Source organism: Frigoribacterium sp. CF331 (assembly GCF_057787905.1).
Window position 1 is genome coordinate 53,008 of record NZ_CM173545.1, and the last position, 17,427, is coordinate 70,434.

The 17,427-nt window shown below is 70.2% G+C and carries 17 protein-coding genes; 2 read left to right on the plus strand and 15 right to left on the minus strand.

All coding sequences use genetic code 11. The features are described 5' to 3' along the window. Position 1: 1 nt before the first annotated feature. The 3 genes from ctaC to AC3CCI_RS00275 form a co-directional block, all read right to left on the minus strand. Entirely contained in the window at positions 2 to 898 is an 897-nt protein-coding gene (gene ctaC / locus AC3CCI_RS00265) for an aa3-type cytochrome oxidase subunit II (protein ID WP_056256102.1), read from the minus strand. A 201-nt stretch (positions 899 to 1,099) separates the two neighbouring features. Next, positions 1,100 to 1,462: an iron-sulfur cluster insertion protein ErpA gene (gene erpA, locus AC3CCI_RS00270; protein ID WP_488627733.1), complete on the minus strand. Its 363-nt coding sequence runs from the start codon at positions 1,460 to 1,462 to the stop codon at positions 1,100 to 1,102. 134 nt (positions 1,463 to 1,596) lie between these two features. Continuing rightward, a complete protein-coding gene (locus AC3CCI_RS00275) occupies positions 1,597 to 3,012 on the minus strand; it encodes a M20/M25/M40 family metallo-hydrolase (RefSeq protein ID WP_488627734.1) in 1,416 nt (471 codons plus the stop codon). A 41-nt stretch (positions 3,013 to 3,053) separates the two neighbouring features. Between AC3CCI_RS00275 and AC3CCI_RS00280 the strand changes: the two genes are divergently transcribed. Then, positions 3,054 to 3,632, plus strand: a complete 579-nt coding sequence (locus AC3CCI_RS00280; RefSeq protein WP_354595437.1) for a DUF3043 domain-containing protein — start codon at positions 3,054 to 3,056, stop codon at positions 3,630 to 3,632. Between the two features lie 109 nt (positions 3,633 to 3,741). Here AC3CCI_RS00280 and AC3CCI_RS00285 read toward each other — a convergent pair whose 3' ends face one another. The 3 genes from AC3CCI_RS00285 to hisD form a co-directional block, all read right to left on the minus strand. Then, positions 3,742 to 4,794: a quinone-dependent dihydroorotate dehydrogenase gene (locus AC3CCI_RS00285; RefSeq protein ID WP_488627735.1), complete on the minus strand. Its 1,053-nt coding sequence runs from the start codon at positions 4,792 to 4,794 to the stop codon at positions 3,742 to 3,744. Next, the gene (nrdR, locus tag AC3CCI_RS00290; protein WP_194593762.1) at positions 4,791 to 5,273 is read right to left on the minus strand and encodes a transcriptional regulator NrdR; all 483 of its coding nucleotides are present in this window, start codon (positions 5,271 to 5,273) and stop codon (positions 4,791 to 4,793) included. The genes AC3CCI_RS00285 and nrdR overlap by 4 nt, the downstream gene beginning before the upstream one ends. A 71-nt stretch (positions 5,274 to 5,344) precedes the next feature. Then, positions 5,345 to 6,655, minus strand: coding sequence for a histidinol dehydrogenase (gene hisD, locus AC3CCI_RS00295; RefSeq protein ID WP_488627736.1), 1,311 nt, complete (start codon positions 6,653 to 6,655; stop codon positions 5,345 to 5,347). A gap of 33 nt (positions 6,656 to 6,688) precedes the next feature. Here hisD and AC3CCI_RS00300 point away from each other — a divergent pair, with 33 nt between their 5' ends. Beyond that, on the plus strand, positions 6,689 to 7,207 hold the full coding sequence (locus AC3CCI_RS00300) for a flavin reductase family protein (RefSeq protein ID WP_488627737.1): 519 nt from the start codon (positions 6,689 to 6,691) through the stop codon (positions 7,205 to 7,207). A 31-nt stretch (positions 7,208 to 7,238) separates the two neighbouring features. On the opposite strand, the gene dnaE is transcribed toward AC3CCI_RS00300, so the two are convergent. From dnaE to AC3CCI_RS00345, 9 genes are all read right to left on the minus strand, one after another. Beyond that, positions 7,239 to 10,757 carry a DNA polymerase III subunit alpha gene (gene dnaE / locus AC3CCI_RS00305; RefSeq protein ID WP_354595433.1) on the minus strand — a complete coding sequence of 1,173 codons (3,519 nt, stop codon included), beginning with the start codon at positions 10,755 to 10,757 and terminating at the stop codon, positions 7,239 to 7,241. Positions 10,758 to 10,801: 44 nt separating this feature from the next. Next, positions 10,802 to 11,725 carry an RluA family pseudouridine synthase gene (locus AC3CCI_RS00310; protein WP_354595432.1) on the minus strand — a complete coding sequence of 308 codons (924 nt, stop codon included), beginning with the start codon at positions 11,723 to 11,725 and terminating at the stop codon, positions 10,802 to 10,804. Then, positions 11,722 to 12,393 carry a signal peptidase II gene (gene lspA / locus AC3CCI_RS00315; protein WP_488627738.1) on the minus strand — a complete coding sequence of 224 codons (672 nt, stop codon included), beginning with the start codon at positions 12,391 to 12,393 and terminating at the stop codon, positions 11,722 to 11,724. Before lspA ends, AC3CCI_RS00310 begins: the two co-directional genes overlap by 4 nt. A 3-nt stretch (positions 12,394 to 12,396) precedes the next feature. Further along, complete coding sequence (locus tag AC3CCI_RS00320) at positions 12,397 to 13,167, minus strand: DivIVA domain-containing protein (protein ID WP_488627739.1); 771 nt, start codon at positions 13,165 to 13,167, stop codon at positions 12,397 to 12,399. Positions 13,168 to 13,312: 145 nt separating this feature from the next. Continuing rightward, positions 13,313 to 13,615, minus strand: a complete 303-nt coding sequence (locus AC3CCI_RS00325) for a YggT family protein (RefSeq protein WP_354595429.1) — start codon at positions 13,613 to 13,615, stop codon at positions 13,313 to 13,315. Positions 13,616 to 13,708: 93 nt separating this feature from the next. Then, positions 13,709 to 14,236 (minus strand): cell division protein SepF, encoded by a 528-nt coding sequence (locus AC3CCI_RS00330; protein ID WP_354595428.1) that lies wholly within the window; start codon positions 14,234 to 14,236, stop codon positions 13,709 to 13,711. A gap of 36 nt (positions 14,237 to 14,272) precedes the next feature. Then, the gene (locus AC3CCI_RS00335) at positions 14,273 to 14,971 is read right to left on the minus strand and encodes a YggS family pyridoxal phosphate-dependent enzyme (RefSeq protein WP_354595427.1); all 699 of its coding nucleotides are present in this window, start codon (positions 14,969 to 14,971) and stop codon (positions 14,273 to 14,275) included. 6 nt (positions 14,972 to 14,977) lie between these two features. Beyond that, positions 14,978 to 16,138: a cell division protein FtsZ gene (gene ftsZ / locus AC3CCI_RS00340; protein WP_354595426.1), complete on the minus strand. Its 1,161-nt coding sequence runs from the start codon at positions 16,136 to 16,138 to the stop codon at positions 14,978 to 14,980. Positions 16,139 to 16,276: 138 nt separating this feature from the next. Beyond that, entirely contained in the window at positions 16,277 to 17,413 is a 1,137-nt protein-coding gene (locus tag AC3CCI_RS00345) for a cell division protein FtsQ/DivIB (protein WP_488627740.1), read from the minus strand. Between the last annotated feature and the right edge of the window lie 14 nt (positions 17,414 to 17,427).

Consider the following 17,427-nt stretch of genomic DNA (forward strand, 5'->3'; position numbering starts at 1 on the left):
CTTACTTCTCGGAGTCTTCGGTGCCGGCGGCGTTGGCGGGGGCCTCGGTGCCGGGCTGGTTGGTGTTGGTGTTGTACTGGTCGCCCAGGAGGCCGGTGTTGCCTTCGGCGTCGAGGGTCTGCAGGTACTGGTCGTATTCGGACTGCGACACGACCTTGACGTTGAACAGCATCAGCGAGTGGTACTCACCGCACAGTTCGGCGCATTTGCCGCTGAAGGTGCCCTCTTTCTCGGGCGTGAAGTACATCGAGTTCGTCTTGCCGGGGATCGTGTCCTTCTTGTAGAGGAAGTCGATGATCCAGAAGGAGTGGGCGACGTCGCGCGACTTGAGGTCGATCTGGACCGTCTTGCCCACGGGGAGGTACAGCTCGGGGAGCTGGCTCTCGTCGATGGTGCCGTCACCCAGCTCTTGGGCCTGGATGCCCTGGTAGTAGACGCTCTCGTCTTCGTTCTGCTGGTCGATGTAGTTGAAGTCCCAGGCCCAGCGCTTGGCGTAGACGTCGATCTTGACGTCGGGGCTGGCCGTCGGTTCTTCGATCGCCGCCTGGTCGCGGGCCGTGAAGGCGAAGAATCCGAGGACGAGGATGAGCGGCACGACCGTGTAGAAGATCTCGATCGGCATGTTGTAGCGCAACTGGACGGGCAGGCCGGTCTGGCCCTTGCGACGGCGGTAGGCCACGCACACCCAGATGATCAGGCCCCACACGATGACGCCGACGATCAGCAGCACGATCCACGAGGTGACCCAGAGGCCGATGACGCGGTCGACGTGGTTGGTCGTGCCCGCGGTGGTGGGCAGCCAGCCCTGGAGCTGGTCGGTGGTACACCCCGCAAGCACGAGAGCCAGGACGACTGCCATGGGGGCGGCAGCCCAACGAAGACGGCGGTTAGAGCGCACTGTGACCTCTCGGATGACACGACAGTGGGGGTGTTCCCAGTGTTGACGGGGACTTGCCTAGCTTACTCGCAGGATCGGGCGCCCAACGCACGGCGCGCGCCCAAAGCGTCTCGACGTCGAGCGAGAACCGGCTGCAGACGACGGAGGGGGCCATCCGTCCGGATGACCCCCTCGACGTGCCGGGCGAGCCGGCGCGTGCGATCAGTGGAAGCTGTCGCCGCAGGCGCAGCTGCCCTGGGCGTTCGGGTTGTCGATGGTGAACCCCTGCTTCTGGATGGTGTCCTCGAAGTCGATGGCGGCGCCGTCGAGGTAGGGGACGCTCATCTTGTCGACGATGACCTCGACGCCGTCGAAGTCGACGGTGGCGTCACCTTCGAGCATGCGCTCGTCGAAGTAGAGCTGGTAGATGAGCCCCGAGCAGCCACCGGGCTGGACGGCGACGCGCAGGCGCAGGTCGTCACGGCCTTCTTGCGTGAGCAGGCTCTTCACCTTGTCCGCGGCGGTGGACGTGATGGTCACGCCGTGCGCCTTCGCGTCGACGGGAGCGGTTGCGATGTCGGTCATGGTGCCTCCTTCGGGCCGGGTCGAGTGCGGGGCACTCGTCGTCGACCAGTGTAAGCAGCGGCGGGCCGGTTTTGTTCCGGACCCGCGCCTCCTCCGGTTCGTCCTCGACGACGAGGAGGCGCGGGTCGCGCCGGTCAGCCCCTCGCGTCCAGGCGCGCCAGCAGGATCGCCTCGCTCAGGATCGCCCGGTGCAGCACGCCCAGGTGCTGCGACTCGTTGGGGCTGTGGGCGCGGGTGTCGGGGTCTTCCACGCCGGTCACGAGGATCTGCGCCTCGGGGAAGGTGCGGACCAGGTCGGCGATGAACGGGATCGAACCGCCGATGCCGGTCTGCACCGGGGCCTCGCCCCAGCCCTCGGTCATGGCGACGGTCGCGTCGGCGATCGCCGAGCCCGACGTGTCGACCAGGAAGGGGTCGCCCTTGTCCACGTCGTCGATCCGGACGTGCGCACCGAACGGCGCGTTCGCCCGGATGTGCTCCTCGAGCGCGAGGTAGGCGTCGTCCGCGGTCTGTCCGGGGGCGATCCGGGCGCTGATGCGGACCGAGACCTCGGGGCTCAGCGTGTTGGACGCGTTCGCGACCGAGGGGGCGTCGATCCCCGTCACCGTGATCGACGGCTGCGACCAGACGCGGCTGAGGATCGGGCCCCGCCCGATCGGCGTGACCCCCTCGAGCAGCCCGCTGTCGTCGCGGAGTTGCTGCTCGCTCTGTTCCGGGTGGTCGGCGTCGCGGCTCGTGAGGCCGGCGACCGCCACGCTGCCCGCGTCGTCGTGCAGGGTCGCGAGCAGCCTGACCATGGCCATCATGGCGTCCGGGACGGCGCCGCCCAGCATCCCGGAGTGGGACGCGTGAGCGAGGGTGCGGACGGTCAGGCGGAAGGTCACGTTGCCGCGGAGACCCACGGTGATGGCGGGCACCGTCGTGCTCCAGTTGTCGGAGTCGGCCACGACGATGACGTCCGCGCGCAGGTCGTCCTGGTGCTGCACCAGGAACTCGGCGAACGACCTCGAGCCGAACTCCTCCTCGCCCTCGACGAAGAGTGAGACGCCGACGCGGAGGTCGTCACCCAGGACCTCGTGCACCGCTCGCAGGGCGGCCACGTGGGTCATCACGCCGGCCTTGTCGTCGGAGGCACCCCGCCCGTACAGCCGGTCGCCCTTGACCGTGGGCTCGAACGGAGGGGTGTCCCAGTCGGCGTCGTCGCCCTGGGGCTGGACGTCGTGGTGCGCGTAGAGCAGGATCGTCGGTCGACCGTCGCGGGCCGCGCGTCGGGCGAGGACGGCAGGCTGCCCGAGGGCGTCACCGTCGCCGATCGGTGCCCTGCTGACGGACACCTGGTCGAAGAGGCCCGTCCCCTCGACGAGTGCGGCCACGGCGTCCGCGCTGCGCCGGACGTGCTCGGGGTCGAAGGCGTCCCACGACACCGAGGGGATGCGCACGAGGGCGCCGAGGTCGGCGATCGTCGCCAGCAGACCCGCGTGCACGGCCTCCGCGAGTTCGCTGACAGTACGGGGATCGGTCGGTCGGACGGGATGCTGCGAGTCGCTCATGCAGCTAATCTTAGGAACTCGGACAACCCTGAGGACCTCCCGTGGCCAAGCCAGACAGCAAGACGACCCAGACGACCACCGTCGCCGAACCCGAGTCGACCGCGGTCGGCAAGGGTCGACCGACCCCCACGCGACGCGAACGGGAGGCCGCCAACCAGCGCCCCCTCGTCGCCTCGGGCAAAGAAGCCCAGAAGGCCCAGCGCGCCCGCCTCGCCGAGCAGCGCGACCGCGCCCGCATCGGGCTCGCCAACGGCGAGGAGAAGTTCCTGCCCGACCGCGACAAGGGGCCTCAGCGACGCTTCATCCGCGACCACGTCGACGCCCGCTTCAGCGTGGGCGAGGCCATGATCCCCATCATGGTCGTCGTCATCGCCCTGACCCTCGTCCAGTCGGCCGCGATCCAGTCCGTCACCCTGCTCGTGCTCTGGGGCTTCTTCGCCCTCGCCGTGGTCGACTGCCTGATCGTCGGTCGCAGCGTGAACCGCAAGCTCGCGGCGAAGTACGGTGCCGAGAACGTCCGCAAGGGCAACCGTTGGTACGCCGCCATGCGCGCGATGCAGCTCAAGCCCATGCGCCTGCCGAAGCCGCAGGTCAAACGGGGCGAGTACCCGACCGCCTGAGCGACGGCGCTCCCCCACCGCCGGACGGCGTCACCCTCTGAGGGTGACGCCGTCCGTGCGTGGTGGGGCCGGAGCGACCGACCCGTCGGGTCGGACCCCGTCCGTCCGATCAGGCCCCGGCGCGACGGCGCCGCAGGGCCAGCAGGCCTCGGTTGACCTGCCGGGCCCAGAGCGGTCCTCGGTAGAGGAACGCGGTGTAGCCCTGCACCAGCGTCGCTCCGGCCCGGAGCCGTTCGTCGACGTCGGCCGCGCTGGAGACGCCGCCCACCGAGATGACGCAGGTCTCGGCGGGGACGGACTCGCGCACGAGCTTCAGCACCTCGAGCGACCGGGCGGCCAACGGGGCGCCCGACAGGCCGCCCGCCCCCGCGGCCTCGACCACGGCGGCGTCGGTGTCGAGGCCGTCCCTCGAGAGGGTCGTGTTCGTCGCGATGACGCCGGCCAGGCCCAGGTCCGTCACCAGGGCGCCGATGCGACGGACTCCGTCGTCGGCGAGGTCGGGCGCGATCTTGACCAGGACCGGCGTCCGACCCGCGGCGTCGCGGACGGCCTCCAGCAGCGGGGCGAGCTTGTCGAGTTCTTGCAGCCCCCGCAACCCCGGGGTGTTCGGCGAACTCACGTTGACCGCCAGGTAGTCCGCCAAGGGTGCCAGGAGGCGCGTGCTGGCCAGGTAGTCGTCGATCGCGTCGTCGACGGCCACGACGCGACTCTTGCCGATGTTGACGCCGATGACCGGTCGGGACGACGCCGAGCGCGCCCTGCTGAGCTCGAGTGCCGCCGCGTGGGAGCCCGCGTTGTTGAAACCCATCCGGTTGACGACGGCGAGGTCGGGGACGAGACGGAAGAGGCGCGGGCGCTCGTTGCCGGGCTGGGCCCTGGCCGTGATGGTGCCCACCTCGACGTGGCCGAAGCCCAGCGCCCCGAGACCGGCGACGCCCTTGGCGTCCTTGTCGAACCCGGCGGCGACGCCGAACGGCGAGGCGAAGTGCAGCCCCAGGGCGTCCACCGCGAGCGACGGGGCCGGCGCCGTGAACCGCCCGACGAGCCCTGCCAGCCCCAGCTTCGGGATGGCCGTGATGACCCGGAACGCCAGGTGGTGGGCGTCTTCGGGGTCCATCTTCGCGAAGACGGCGTCGAACAGGACGCGGTACGGGGTGGTCACTCGTCGACCGACCGGGTCGGACGCGGACGCGAGGCGTGCTCTTCGCGCAGCTGACCGATCGAGGCCTCGAAGTCCTCGAGCGAGTCGAACGCCTGGTACACGCTGGCGAAACGCAGGTAGGCGACCTCGTCGAGGTCACGCAACGGGGGGAGGATGGCCAGGCCGATGTCGTTGGCCTCGATCTGCGAGGCCCCGCTCGCGCGGACGGCCTCCTCGACCTTCTGGGCCAGGACGGCGAGGTCGCCGTCGGTGACCGGTCGCCCCTGGCACGCCTTGCGCACCCCCGAGATGATCTTGTCGCGGCTGAACGGCTCGAGGACGCCGTTGCGCTTCACCACGTTGAGGCTGGCGGTCTCGGTGGTGCTGAACCGACGGCCGCAGTTCGGGCACTGCCGACGGCGTCGGATCGACGTGCCGTCGTCACTGGTGCGGGAGTCGACGACGCGGGAGTCGGGATGACGGCAGAAGGGGCAGAACATGGTCCGGCCAGATTATCGGACCCACGGCCCGCCGACGGACGCGCGAGGAGCGGGTCGCTCGACGGTCCCGATCACGGACGCGCGAGCCGGGCGGCGACGGCCTCGCCGTGGGCGGGCAGCAGCTCGGCGTTCGACAGGGCGACGAGACGGTCGGCCACGACCCCCAGGGCGTCGGCGTCGTACCGCACGACCTGTTGGGGCCGGAGGAACGTGAACGCCCCGAGCCCCGACGAGAACCGTGACTGTCCGCTCGTCGGCAACACGTGGTTGGAGCCCGCGAGGTAGTCGCCCAGGCTCACGGGGGTGTCGGGCCCGACGAAGATCGCCCCGGCGTCGGTGATGTCGGCCAGGACGGCATCGTCGTCGCGGGTCTGGATCTCGAGGTGCTCGGGCCCGTAGGCGTTGCTGAAGGCGGCCGCCTGCCGGAGGTCGTCGACCAGGACGACGGCGGACTGGCGCCCCGAGAGCGCCGTCCGGACCCGCGCCGCACTGAGGGTCCGGGGCACGAGGCGGATGAGCTCCGCCACGACGGCTTCGCCGAACGCCGCGGAGTCGGTCACGAGCACGGCCGAGGCCTCTTCGTCGTGTTCGGCCTGGCTGATCAGGTCGACGGCCACCAACGTGGCGTCGGCCGAGTCGTCGGCGATGACCAGGATCTCGGTCGCGCCGGCGACCGAGTCGATGCCCACGCGACCGCGGACGAGCTGCTTCGCGGCCGCGACGAAGTTGTTGCCCGGGCCGGTGATGACCTGCACCGGTTCGAGTTCGAGCTCGGGCACGCCGTAGGCCAGGGCACCGATCGCGCCCGCGCCTCCGATCGCGTAGACCTCGTCGATGCCGAGCAGCCCTGCGGCACCGAGGATGACGGGGTGGACTCCCCCGGCGTGCTCACGCTGCGCCGGTGAGACGAGCGCGATGGACGAGACGCCGGCCACCTGGGCCGGGACGACGTTCATCACGACGCTGGACGGGTAGACGGCCTTGCCCCCGGGGACGTAGACCCCGGCCCGGGTGACGGGCTGCCAGCGTTGCTCGATGACCGCGCCGGGCGCGGGGCGGGTCGTGGTCGGCGCGGGCACCTGGGCCCGGCTGGCCTGCGTGACGCGCGCGATCGACTCGACCAGCGCCTCCTTGACCAGGGGGTCGAGGGCGACGACGGCATCGTCGATGGTCTGCCGGGCCACCCGCAGCACCTCGGGACGGACGCCGTCGAAGCGAGTCGCCTGATCGCGCAACGCGGCGGCACCTCGCTCGCGCACGTCGTCGACGAGGCGCCGGGCGGCGTCCGTCGCGGCACCGACGTCGGCGTGCGATCGCGGGACGAGGTCGAGCAGCTGGGCGTGCGTCGGCGTGAGACCGCGCAGATCTGTGATCTGGATCATGGCCCGCCCAGCCTAGTCAGTAGGGTCGGGAGCATGACGGACGACGACCTGGCTGCCACCACCTCCCGCGACCCGCTCGAGGTCTTCAAGGAGGCGTTCCGACGGCACGCCGCCGGTGTCGCGGTCGTGACCGCCCGCGACGCCTCGGGCACGCCGGTCGGCTTCACGGCCACGTCGCTCGCGTCGTTGGCCGCCGTCCCGCCCCTCGCGACCTTCAACATGGCCCGCACGGCGAGCTCGTGGCCCGCCGTCGCCGAGACGGACGACGTCATCGTCCACCTGCTCGGTCTGCGCAACCGAGACCTCGCCCGGCGCATGGCGGGGCCCGCAGCCCTCCGGTTCGACGGCGACCACTGGACGGACGGGCCGAACGGCGTCCCGCTGCTCGACGGCGTCACCGCGTGGATGACGGGCACCGTCGTCGAGCGCGTGCCCGTGCACGGCAGCGCGGTCGTCGTGGTCCGCGTCGGCACGGGTGGCGTCGGCGAGGACGACGACGCCCTGCTCTACCACGACCGGCACTACCTGCGCCCCGTCCACCTCGACGACTGAGGATCGGCCACGGCCCGGACGGCCCGGTGCCTCACACGAGGCAGCCGGGGCCCAGCAGGCTCTTCAGCTCGCCGAAGAGGTCGGCCGTCACGTCGACGGGCATGGGGATCTCGAACACCCGGGCGGCCTCGCCCTTCACCAGACGCAGGCGCACCTCGGTCGCCCCGGCATGACGGCCGAGGACCGCGGCGAGCTCGGTGACCGTGTCGTGCGTCGCCCGGTGCTCGGGCATCTGCAGCAGCAGCGGCCCGTGGGTGACGCCGACGCCCAGGTCGGGCATGAACATGCTCGCGGCGTGCATGTTCATGCCGTCGTCGCGCACGCTGACCCGGCCCTTAAGCACGATGATCGAGTCACCCACGAGCGACGGACCGAACTCTTGGTAGGTCTTGCCCAGGAACATGGCGGAGATCTCGCCCCCGAAGTCCTCGACGGTGATGATGCCGTAGGGGTTGCCGGAGTTCCGGGCGACGCGGTGTTGCACGCTGGTGATGAGGCCGGCGATGGTGACCGTCTCGCCGTCGATGGTCGCCGGATCGCTCGCCAGGATGTCGGTGACCGTCGTCTGGGCGTGCTTGGCCAACGGCAACTCGAGCCCCGCGAGCGGGTGGTCGGAGACGTAGAGGCCCAGCATGTCGCGCTCGAAGGCCAGCTTGTCGCGCTTGGACCACTCGGGACGCTCGGGCACGTGCTGGACGTCCTGGGGTTCGTCCCACAGGGAGTCGAAGTCGAAGCCGACCTGGCCGTTGGCCTCGGCCCGTTTCTCGCCCACCGCCGCCTCGACGGCGGACTCGTGGATCTCGACCAGCGCCCGTCGGGTGGAGCCGAGCGAGTCGAACGCGCCCGCCTTCACCAGCGACTCGACGGTGCGCTTGTTCGCGACCGGCAGCGGGACCTTGCGCAGGAAGTCGTGGAACGAGGTGAACGCGCCCTCTTTCTGACGGGCGGCGATCACGTGGTCGACCACGTTGAAGCCGACGTTGCGAACGGCACCCATGCCGAAGCGGATGTCGTCGCCGACGGCGGCGAAGAAGCCGATCGACTCGTTGACGTCGGGCGGCAGCACCTTGATGCCCATCCGGCGGCACTCGTTGAGGTAGAGACCGAGCTTGTCGCGTGAGTCGCCCGTGCTGGTGAGCAGCGCCGCCATGTACTCGGCCGGGTAGTGGGCCTTGAGGTAGGCCGTCCAGTACGAGACCACGCCGTAGGCGGCCGAGTGCGCCTTGTTGAAGGCGTAGTCGGAGAACGGCAGCAGGATGTCCCAGAGCATCTTGACGGCGTCGGGAGAGAAGCCGTTGTCGAACATGCCCTGCTCGAAGCCGGCGTACTGCTTGTCGAGCTCGGACTTCTTCTTCTTGCCCATGGCACGCCGCAGGATGTCGGCCTGTCCGAGCGAGAAGCCGGCGACCTTCTGCGCGATCGCCATGACCTGCTCTTGGTAGATGATCAGGCCGTAGCTGGTCGAGAGGATCTCTTTCAGCGGCTCTTCGAGCTCGGGGTGGATCGGGGTGATCTCTTGCGCACCGTTCTTGCGCAGTGCGTAGTTGGTGTGGGAGTTGGCCCCCATCGGACCCGGTCGGTACAACGCGATGACGGCCGAGATGTCTTCGAAGTTGTCGGGCTTCATCAGTCGGAGGAGGCCGCGCATCGGGCCACCGTCGAGCTGGAACACCCCGAGGGTGTCACCGCGACCCAGCAGTTCGTAGGCCCCCCGGTCGTCGAGCTCGAGGTCTTCGAGCACGAGGTCGAAACCGCGGTTCGTCCGGATGTTGTCGAGTGCGTCGTTGATGATCGTGAGGTTGCGCAGCCCCAGGAAGTCCATCTTGATCAGTCCGAGCGACTCACAGGCCGGGTAGTCGAACTGCGTGACGATCTGGCCGTCCTGCTCGCGTTTCATGATGGGGATGATGTCGATCAGCGGATCGCTCGACATGATGACGCCGGCAGCGTGCACGCCCCACTGACGCTTCAGGCCCTCGAGTCCGAGGGCGGTGTCGAAGACCGTCTTGGCCTCGGGGTCGGACTCGACCACGGTGCGGATGTCGCCGGCCTCTTTGTACCGGTCGTGCTGCTTGTCGAAGATGCCCGTGAGCGGGATGTCCTTGCCCATGACGGCCGGCGGCATGGCCTTCGTCAGCTTCTCGCCCATGCCGAACGGGAACCCCAGCACCCGTGAACTGTCCTTCAGGGCCTGCTTGGCCTTGATGGTTCCGTAGGTGACGATCTGCGCGACGCGCTCGTCGCCGTACTTCTCGGTGACGTACTGGATCACCTCACCGCGGCGACGGTCGTCGAAGTCGACGTCGAAGTCGGGCATCGAGACGCGGTCGGGGTTGAGGAACCGCTCGAAGATCAGGCCGTGGCGGAGCGGGTCGAGGTCGGTGATGCGCATCGCGTACGCGGCCATCGAGCCGGCGCCCGAGCCACGCCCCGGACCGACCCGGATGCCGTTCTCCTTCGACCAGTTGATGAAGTCGGCGACCACGAGGAAGTACCCGGGGAACCCCATGCCCGTGATGACGCCGATCTCGTACTCGGCCTGCTTGCGGACGTCGTCGGGGATGCCGTCCGGGTAGCGGAAGACGAGTCCCTTCTCGACCTCTTTGATGAACCAGGTCTCTTCGGTCTCGCCCTCGGGCACCGGGTAGCGAGGCATGTAGTTGGCCGAGGTGTTGAACTGGACGTCGCACCGTTCGGCGATGAGCAGGGTGTTGTCGCAGGCTTCGGGGTGGTCACGGAACAGGTGACGCATCTGCTGTGCGGACTTAAGGTAGAACTCGTCGGCGTCGAACTTGAAGCGGTTCGGGTCGTTCAGCGTCGACCCCGACTGCACGCAGAGCAGTGCCGCGTGGCTGGTGGCGTCGTGCTCGTGGGTGTAGTGCAGGTCGTTGGTCGCCACGAGCGGCAGGTCGAGGTCTTTCGCGAGACGCAGGAGGTCGCCCATGATCTGGCGTTCGATGCCCAGCCCGTGGTCCATGATCTCGGCGAAGTAGTTCTCGCGTCCGAAGATGTCTCGGAAGTCGGACGCGGCCTTGACCGCCTCGTCGTACTGACCGAGCCGCAGGCGCGTCTGGACCTCGCCGCTCGGGCACCCGGTCGTCGCGATGAGCCCGTCCGAGTACTGCGAGAGGAGCTCGCGGTCCATGCGCGGCTTGAAGTAGTACCCCTCGAGCGAGGCCCGTGACGACAGCCGGAACAGGTTGTGCATGCCGGCGGTGTTCTCGGACAACAGGGTCATGTGCGTGTAGGCACCCGAACCCGACACGTCGTCTCGTCCGCCGTCACCCCAGCGCACGCGCGTCTTGTCACCGCGGTGGGTGCCCGGGGTGACGTAGGCCTCGGTGCCGATGATCGGCTTGACGCCCGCGTCGGTCGCGGTCTTCCAGAAGTCGTAGGCGCCGAACACGTTGCCGTGGTCGGTCACCGCCACCGCGGGCATGCCCTGCGCCGCCGCCTCGGTGACCAACGGTTTGACCCGGGCCGCACCGTCGAGCATCGAGTACTCGCTGTGCACGTGCAGATGGACGAACGAGTCTTTGCTCGAGGCCACGGGGCTCCTCGTCTGGTGGTGGATCCGACAGCTGGGGGAACAGCCTAACTCCGACGGAGGACATCGAGGGCGTGCTGCAGGTCGGCCGGGTACGTCGACCGGTAGACGACGGGTTCACCCGTGCCGGGGTGCCGGAAACCGAGCTGGACGGCGTGCAGCCACTGGCGCGTCAGCCCGAGGGTCGACGACAGGGTCGGGTCGGCCCCGTAGGTCGTGTCGCCGACGCAGGGGTGCCGCTGCGCCGCCATGTGGACCCGGATCTGGTGCGTGCGGCCGGTCTCGAGGTGGATCTCGAGCAGCGACGCCGCGGGGAACGCCTCGACCGTCTCGTAGTGCGTGACCGAGGGTTTGCCGTCGACGACGACGGCGAACTTCCAGTCGGAGGAGGGATGACGTCCGATGGGGGCGTCGACGGTGCCGGTGAGGGGGTCGGGATGCCCCTGGACGACGGCGTTGTAGATCTTCTCGACGGTCCGCTCGCGGAAGGCCTGCTTCAGCGAGGTGTAGGCCCGCTCGGTCTTGGCGACGACCATCAGACCGCTCGTGCCCACGTCGAGCCGGTGCACGATGCCCGCACGTTCGGAGGCGCCGGACGTCGACACGGTGAAGCCGGCCGCGGCCAGGCCGCCGAGCACGGTCGGCCCCGTCCACCCCACCGACGGATGGGCCGCCACGCCCACCGGTTTGTCGACGACCACGATCTCGTCGTCGTCGTGCACGACGGCCATGCCGGGGACCTCGACCGCGACGACGGCGGGTGCCTCACGAGGCGACCACGTGACGTCGAGCCAGGCGCCGGCCTCGAGCCGGTCGGACTTGCCGACGGTGCGACCGTCGACGGTCACGCCCCCGGCGGCCGCGACCTCGGCGGCGAAGGTGCGGCTGAAGCCGAGCAGCTTGGCCAGGGCGGCGTCGACGCGTTCGCCGGCGAGCCCGTCGGGGACCGGCAGCGCCCGGGTCTCGCTCACGAGGCGCTCCGGCGGTCGGCAGGAGGCGCGGTGTCGGTCGCCGGCGTGCCGTCGCCGGTCGGCGCGGCGTCAGCAGGAGGTGCCGCGTCGCCCCGGGGCGGCTCCGCTTCGGACTGCCCGTCGCCCACCGCGACCCGGGACTTCTCAGCGCTCGGGGCCCGCGTGCCGTCGAGCCCGATGCCGAGGAGGGTCAGCAACAGCAGCAGCCCCATGCTCGAGACGATGAAGACGTCGGCCACGTTGAAGATGGCGGGCAGCAGCGACGGGAAGTAGATGAAGTCGACGACGTGCCCCTGGCCGAACGAGGGCTCTCGCAGCAGCCGGTCGGTCAGGTTGCCCAGGGTGCCGCCGAGCAGCATGCCGAGCATGACGGCCCAGGCCAGCGACCGGATTCGTCGGGCCACGACGACGATCGCGACGGCGACCGCGGCGGCGGCGAGGGAGAAGATCCAGGTGGAACCGCTCGCGAACGAGAAGGCGGCGCCCGGGTTCTTGACGAAGTGCAGTTGGAAGAACTCGCCGATCACGTCGACGGAACCGCCTTCGACGAGCGTGCGGGTGACGAGCAGTTTGGTGCCCTGGTCGAGGCCGTAGGCCATGACCGCGACGAAGGCCAGCGTCGCGAGAACGCGGACGCTGGCCTTCGAGGTGGGCTCGTCGTTCGACAAGACCTAGTTCGAGCCGAAGCCCTGGGCGCTGGCCGGCGTGGGCCGGGCGGCCTCGCCCGTGCCGTCGCCGTCGAGCTCGTGCAGCTGGCCTTCGATGTAGCTCTTGAGCTTGGCGCGGTAGTCGCGCTCGAACGACCGCAGGTCGTCGATGCGACGCTCGACGTTCGAGCGCTCGGTGTTGAGGCGGTCGAGGATCTCGCGCTGCTGCGTCTCGGCGGCACCCACGATGTCGCGCGACTTGGTCTCGGCCTCGGCGACGACCTCGCGCTGCCTGGCCTCACCCTCGGAGACGAGGCGGGCGGCGGTCGCGTGCCCCTCGGCGATGAGGGCGTCACGCTTCTCGATGCCCTCACGAACGTGCTCTTCGTGCAGGCGACGGGCGAGCTGCAGGAGGCTGTTGGTGCTGCTGGTCTCGTCGTCCTCGGAGACCGCCGGTGCGGCGTACGCCGGGGCCGACGCGACGGCGGCGGGAGCTGCCACGGGCTCGGGCTCGACGGCCTCGGGCTCGGCCGCCTGCGGGGCGGAAGCCGGCGCGGGCGCCGAGGCCGGCGCCGGAACGCTGGCGACCGGGGCCGACGCGGGGGCGGCCTGGGCAGCGGGAGCCGACTCGCCCGACGAGAGGCGCTGGCGCAGCTCGTCGTTCTCCTGGTTCAGACGTCGCAGCTCGGCGACGACCTCGTCGAGGAAGTCGTCGACCTCGTCTTGGTCGTACCCCTCACGGAACTTCGTCGGCTGGAACCGCTTGTTGACTACGTCTTCCGGCGTCAAAGCCATTGCCGTCACCTCGTGAATCTGTTGGATCGTGTGATCGTGGTCTGGGTCGTTCTTCTACACCGTAGAGGAGCGAGGCCCGGTCGGGCCGGGGTCGTGCCGTACGGGCGCTGGAGAGAGCCTACCCTGTCGGTCGCCTGCATCGTCGTCAGCCGAACGCCCGCAGGTTGCCGGCGACGCTCATGAGGATGATGACGGCCAGCATGACGATGCTCCAGCCGAAGTCGAGTGCGACCGACCCGAGTCGGACCGGGGGCAGGATCTTGCGCACCCGACGGATGGGCGGATCGGTCACGGTGTACGCCGCCTCGGCGAGCAGCAGCACCGGCCCCTTCGGCCGCCAGCCGCGACTGAAGGACTGGGCGAGGTCGAGGACGAAGCGCGCCCACATCAACAGGAAGAAGATCAGGAGCAGGTAGTACGCGATCGTGGCGATCAGGGAGACGATCATCGGGGGGTCATCAGCTCACACGAGTCGGCGCGAGCGGGCTCGCGGTCGGGCAGGTCGTCACGTCGTCGCTGGAGGGTCACGACGGCGGACGCGTCACGACTGGGCGAAGAACGACGCTTCGATGTCGGACTCTACCTCAGCCTGCTCGCCGCTCACCGCGATGTGGGCCGGTGAGAGCAGGAACACCTTGTTGGTGACGCGCTCGATCTTGCCGTACAGACCCTGGGAGAGGCCGCTGGCGAAGTCCACCAGGCGACGGGCGTCGGCCTCGGTCATCTGCGACAGGTTGATGATGACCGGGATGCCGTCGCGGAAGCTCTCGGCGATGGCCTGGGCGTCCTTGTACTCGCGGGGGTGGACGGTCAGGATCTCGTTCATGTCGTGGGGCACCGTGTTCTTCGGGGGCGAGGAGCGACGCAGGGGCGTCACGGGGGCGCGCGTGGGCGCGGGAGCGGCCACGGGGGCCGAGTGGACCGGGGCGACGGGCGCCGGAGCCTGCGTGGCCGCCTGCGGTCGCGACGACTGCTGGGGCTGCGCCCGCTCGTGGGGCTGTTCGTCGTACTCGAGCTCTTCGTCGGCGAGGCCCAGGTAGACCATCGTCTTGCGCAGCGGGTTGGCCATGGTGTTCCTCCGAGTCAGTGGATCGTCAGGTCGACATTAACGAGCTTCGGGGCGAGAACCCGTGATTGCCGTGCCGATCCGTAGGTGTGTCGCGCCCTCGGCGACGGCTGCGGCGAAGTCCTGCGACATGCCGGCCGAGACGGCCGTGGCTGCGGGCTCGAGGGACCGCACCCGCTCGGAGACCGCACGGAGGCGCGCGAAGGCGGGGCGCGCCTCCTCGTCCAGGGGGGCGACCGCCATCACACCGCGCAGCCGCAGACCCGGGGTGGCGAGCACGCGTTCGGCGAGCCGCTCGACGTCGCGCTCGGCGACTCCCCCGCGGCCGGGGTCGTCGGTCAGGTTGACCTGGACGAAGCCGTCGACCGTCGACCCGGAGTCGTCGGAGAGGGCGTCCACGACCGAGTCGCGGTCGAGGGAGTGCACGGCACTCGCGTACCGCCGGGCCTGTCTGGCCTTCTTCGACTGCAGCTGACCCACGAAGTGCCAGCGCAGCCCGTCGAGGTCGGCGACCTCGGCCGCCTTGGACTGCGCCTCTTGATGTCGGTTCTCGCCGACGTCGCGCACCCCCAGGTCGTAGAGCGCCCGGACGAGCGCGACCGGGTGGAACTTCGTCACGACGATCGTCGTGAGTTCGCCCGGGGACCGCCCGGCCGCGCGGCAGGCGTCGTCGACGGAGGCGGCGACCCGGGCGAGTCGCTCGCCCAGGTCGCCGCCCACAGCCGTCGGATCGGTCACCCGTCGTTACTTGAGGAAGTCCGGGACGTCGAGGTCGTCGTCACCGTCGTCGAAGGCGGGGTCGACGGCCTGGGTCGCCGGTTCGTCGGGACGCTTCCAGGCGGCGGGCTCGTGCGTGGCACCGCTGTCGGCGATGGCCGAGACGCCCGACACCGACGTCGCCGTCGGCCCCTCGGAGTCGACGAAGCTCGAGCGACGGTCCTTCACCTTGGTCGAGGGCTCGCCGCCGTCGAATCCGGCCGCGATGACCGTGACGCGGACCTCGTCGCCCAGGGTGTCGTCGATGACGGCACCGAAGATGATGTTGGCCTCGGCGTGGACCGCCTCTTGCACCAGGCGCGCGGCGTCGTTGATCTCGAAGATGCCGAGGTTCGACCCGCCCTGGATGGACAGCAGCACCCCGTGCGCCCCGTCGATGCTCGCCTCGAGCAGGGGGGAGGCGACGGCCAGCTCGGCCGCCTTGATCGCCCGGTCGGCCCCGCGGGACGAACCGATGCCCATGAGGGCGGAGCCGGCCCCCTGCATGACCGACTTGACGTCGGCGAAGTCGAGGTTGATGAGACCGGGCGTGGTGATGAGGTCGGTGATGCCCTGGACGCCGGCGAGGAGCACCTGGTCGGCCGTGCCGAAGGCCTCGACCATGCTGATGCCGCGCTCGCTGATCTCGAGGAGACGGTCGTTGGGGACGACGATGAGGGTGTCGACCTCGTCCTTCAGCGCGGCGACGCCGGCCTCGGCCTGGGCCTGACGGCGCTTGCCCTCGAAACCGAAGGGCTTCGTCACGACGCCGATGGTCAATGCGCCGATGGACTTGGCGATGCGGGCGACGACCGGTGCGCCACCGGTGCCGGTGCCACCGCCCTCGCCGGCCGTGACGAAGACCATGTCGGCACCCGCGAGGGCCTCCTCGATCTCTTCGGCGTGGTCCTCGGCGGCTCGACGCCCGACCTCGGGGTCGGCGCCGGCACCGAGGCCGCGCGTGAGCTCGCGACCGACGTCCAGCTTGACGTCGGCGTCGCTCAGCAGCAGCGCCTGGGCGTCGGTGTTGATGGCGATGAACTCCACCCCGCGGAGCCCGAGTTCGATCATGCGGTTGACGGCGTTGACGCCACCGCCGCCGACACCGACGACCTTGATCACGGCTAGGTAGTTATGGTTCGTTGTCACGTCCGGGCCTCCGCTTGAACCTTAACTCTGCAGTTGAAGGTTAAAGTTGTACATGGTATGCAAGTTCTGCAGTCACAAGGTATGGGTGCGCCGCAGGCCCTGTCGCCAGGGTGACCAGCGTGTCGCGAACACACCCTCTCATCTTGTCCTGATGATCCCGTTGTCGGGCGCCGAGACGTCGTACTCGACGCTCGCCCCCGGGTCGCGCCGAGCCTGGTCGGCGATGAGGCCCGCGAGGACCTGGGCCTTCTTGGCGGACTCGTCCGCGCTGCCCCACACGACGCGCTCGCCCGAGGTGAGCTCGAGCGTCACGTCGTCCGTCGTCGAGGCGGTGACCGTGTCGACCGTCGAGCGGAGGGTCACCGGCAGGGCCAGCAGCACCTCGGCCACCGACCGGTAGGCGGGCCCGTCGAGGGCCGCTCCCCCGACGTCGACGAGCGGGACGCCCTCTTGACGGGCGTCGAGCGACTGCACGACGACACCGGCCGGATCGACGAGCTCGAAGCCGTCACCGGCCGCGACGGTGGCGACGGGCTGGCGCTCCTGGATGCGGACGACGAGCGTGTGCGGCGGAGCGGTCTCGGTCACGTAGCTCGCGATCAACGGGAACGCCTTGAGCTCGCGGGTCACCTCGTCGAAGTCGATCAGGGCGAGGGGCGTGCCCAGCTGGCCGTCGAGCGCCGCCTGCACGGCCGACGCGTCGACGCGCTCCGTCCCCTCGACGCGGATGGTCCTCAGCGACAGCAACGGCGAGAACACCGCGACCGCGACGGACGCGACGAGGAGGAGCATGACGGCCCCGACGGAGATCAGGGTCGCCCGACGGTGCCGGCTGCGACGCGTGAAGCGACGGACCTCGACGCGCTCGACGCGCCTCCGTTCGCTCGAGGCGCGGCGGGCCTGCTTGCGCGCCGCCACGACCCGGGCCTTCGCCTCGGCCGCCGTGCCGTCCGGGGCCGTGATCCGCGGGGGCTCGACGCCCCGGGTGGTGTCGGTCGGGTCGGCGTCGGCAGCGCCCGCCCGGGTGCCCCCGGCCAGGCGGTCGCGCAGGGAGGTCGAGGCTCCGGCGACGCCGGCGAGGCGGTCGCGCAGGGACGACGGCCTCCCTTCGGCCTCGTCACGGGCGCCGCCGGTCGACGGGCGCGGGGGGCGCGCGCCGCCCATGACGGGGACCGGCCCCGTCGCGTCGGCGTCGCGACGTCGGCGGCGACCAGGCGGGGTCGCCGGGGTGTCGTCGGTGGGCTCGGGCTCGTCGAACCCCTCCGGCCGCCTCACCGGTGGGCCCTGGA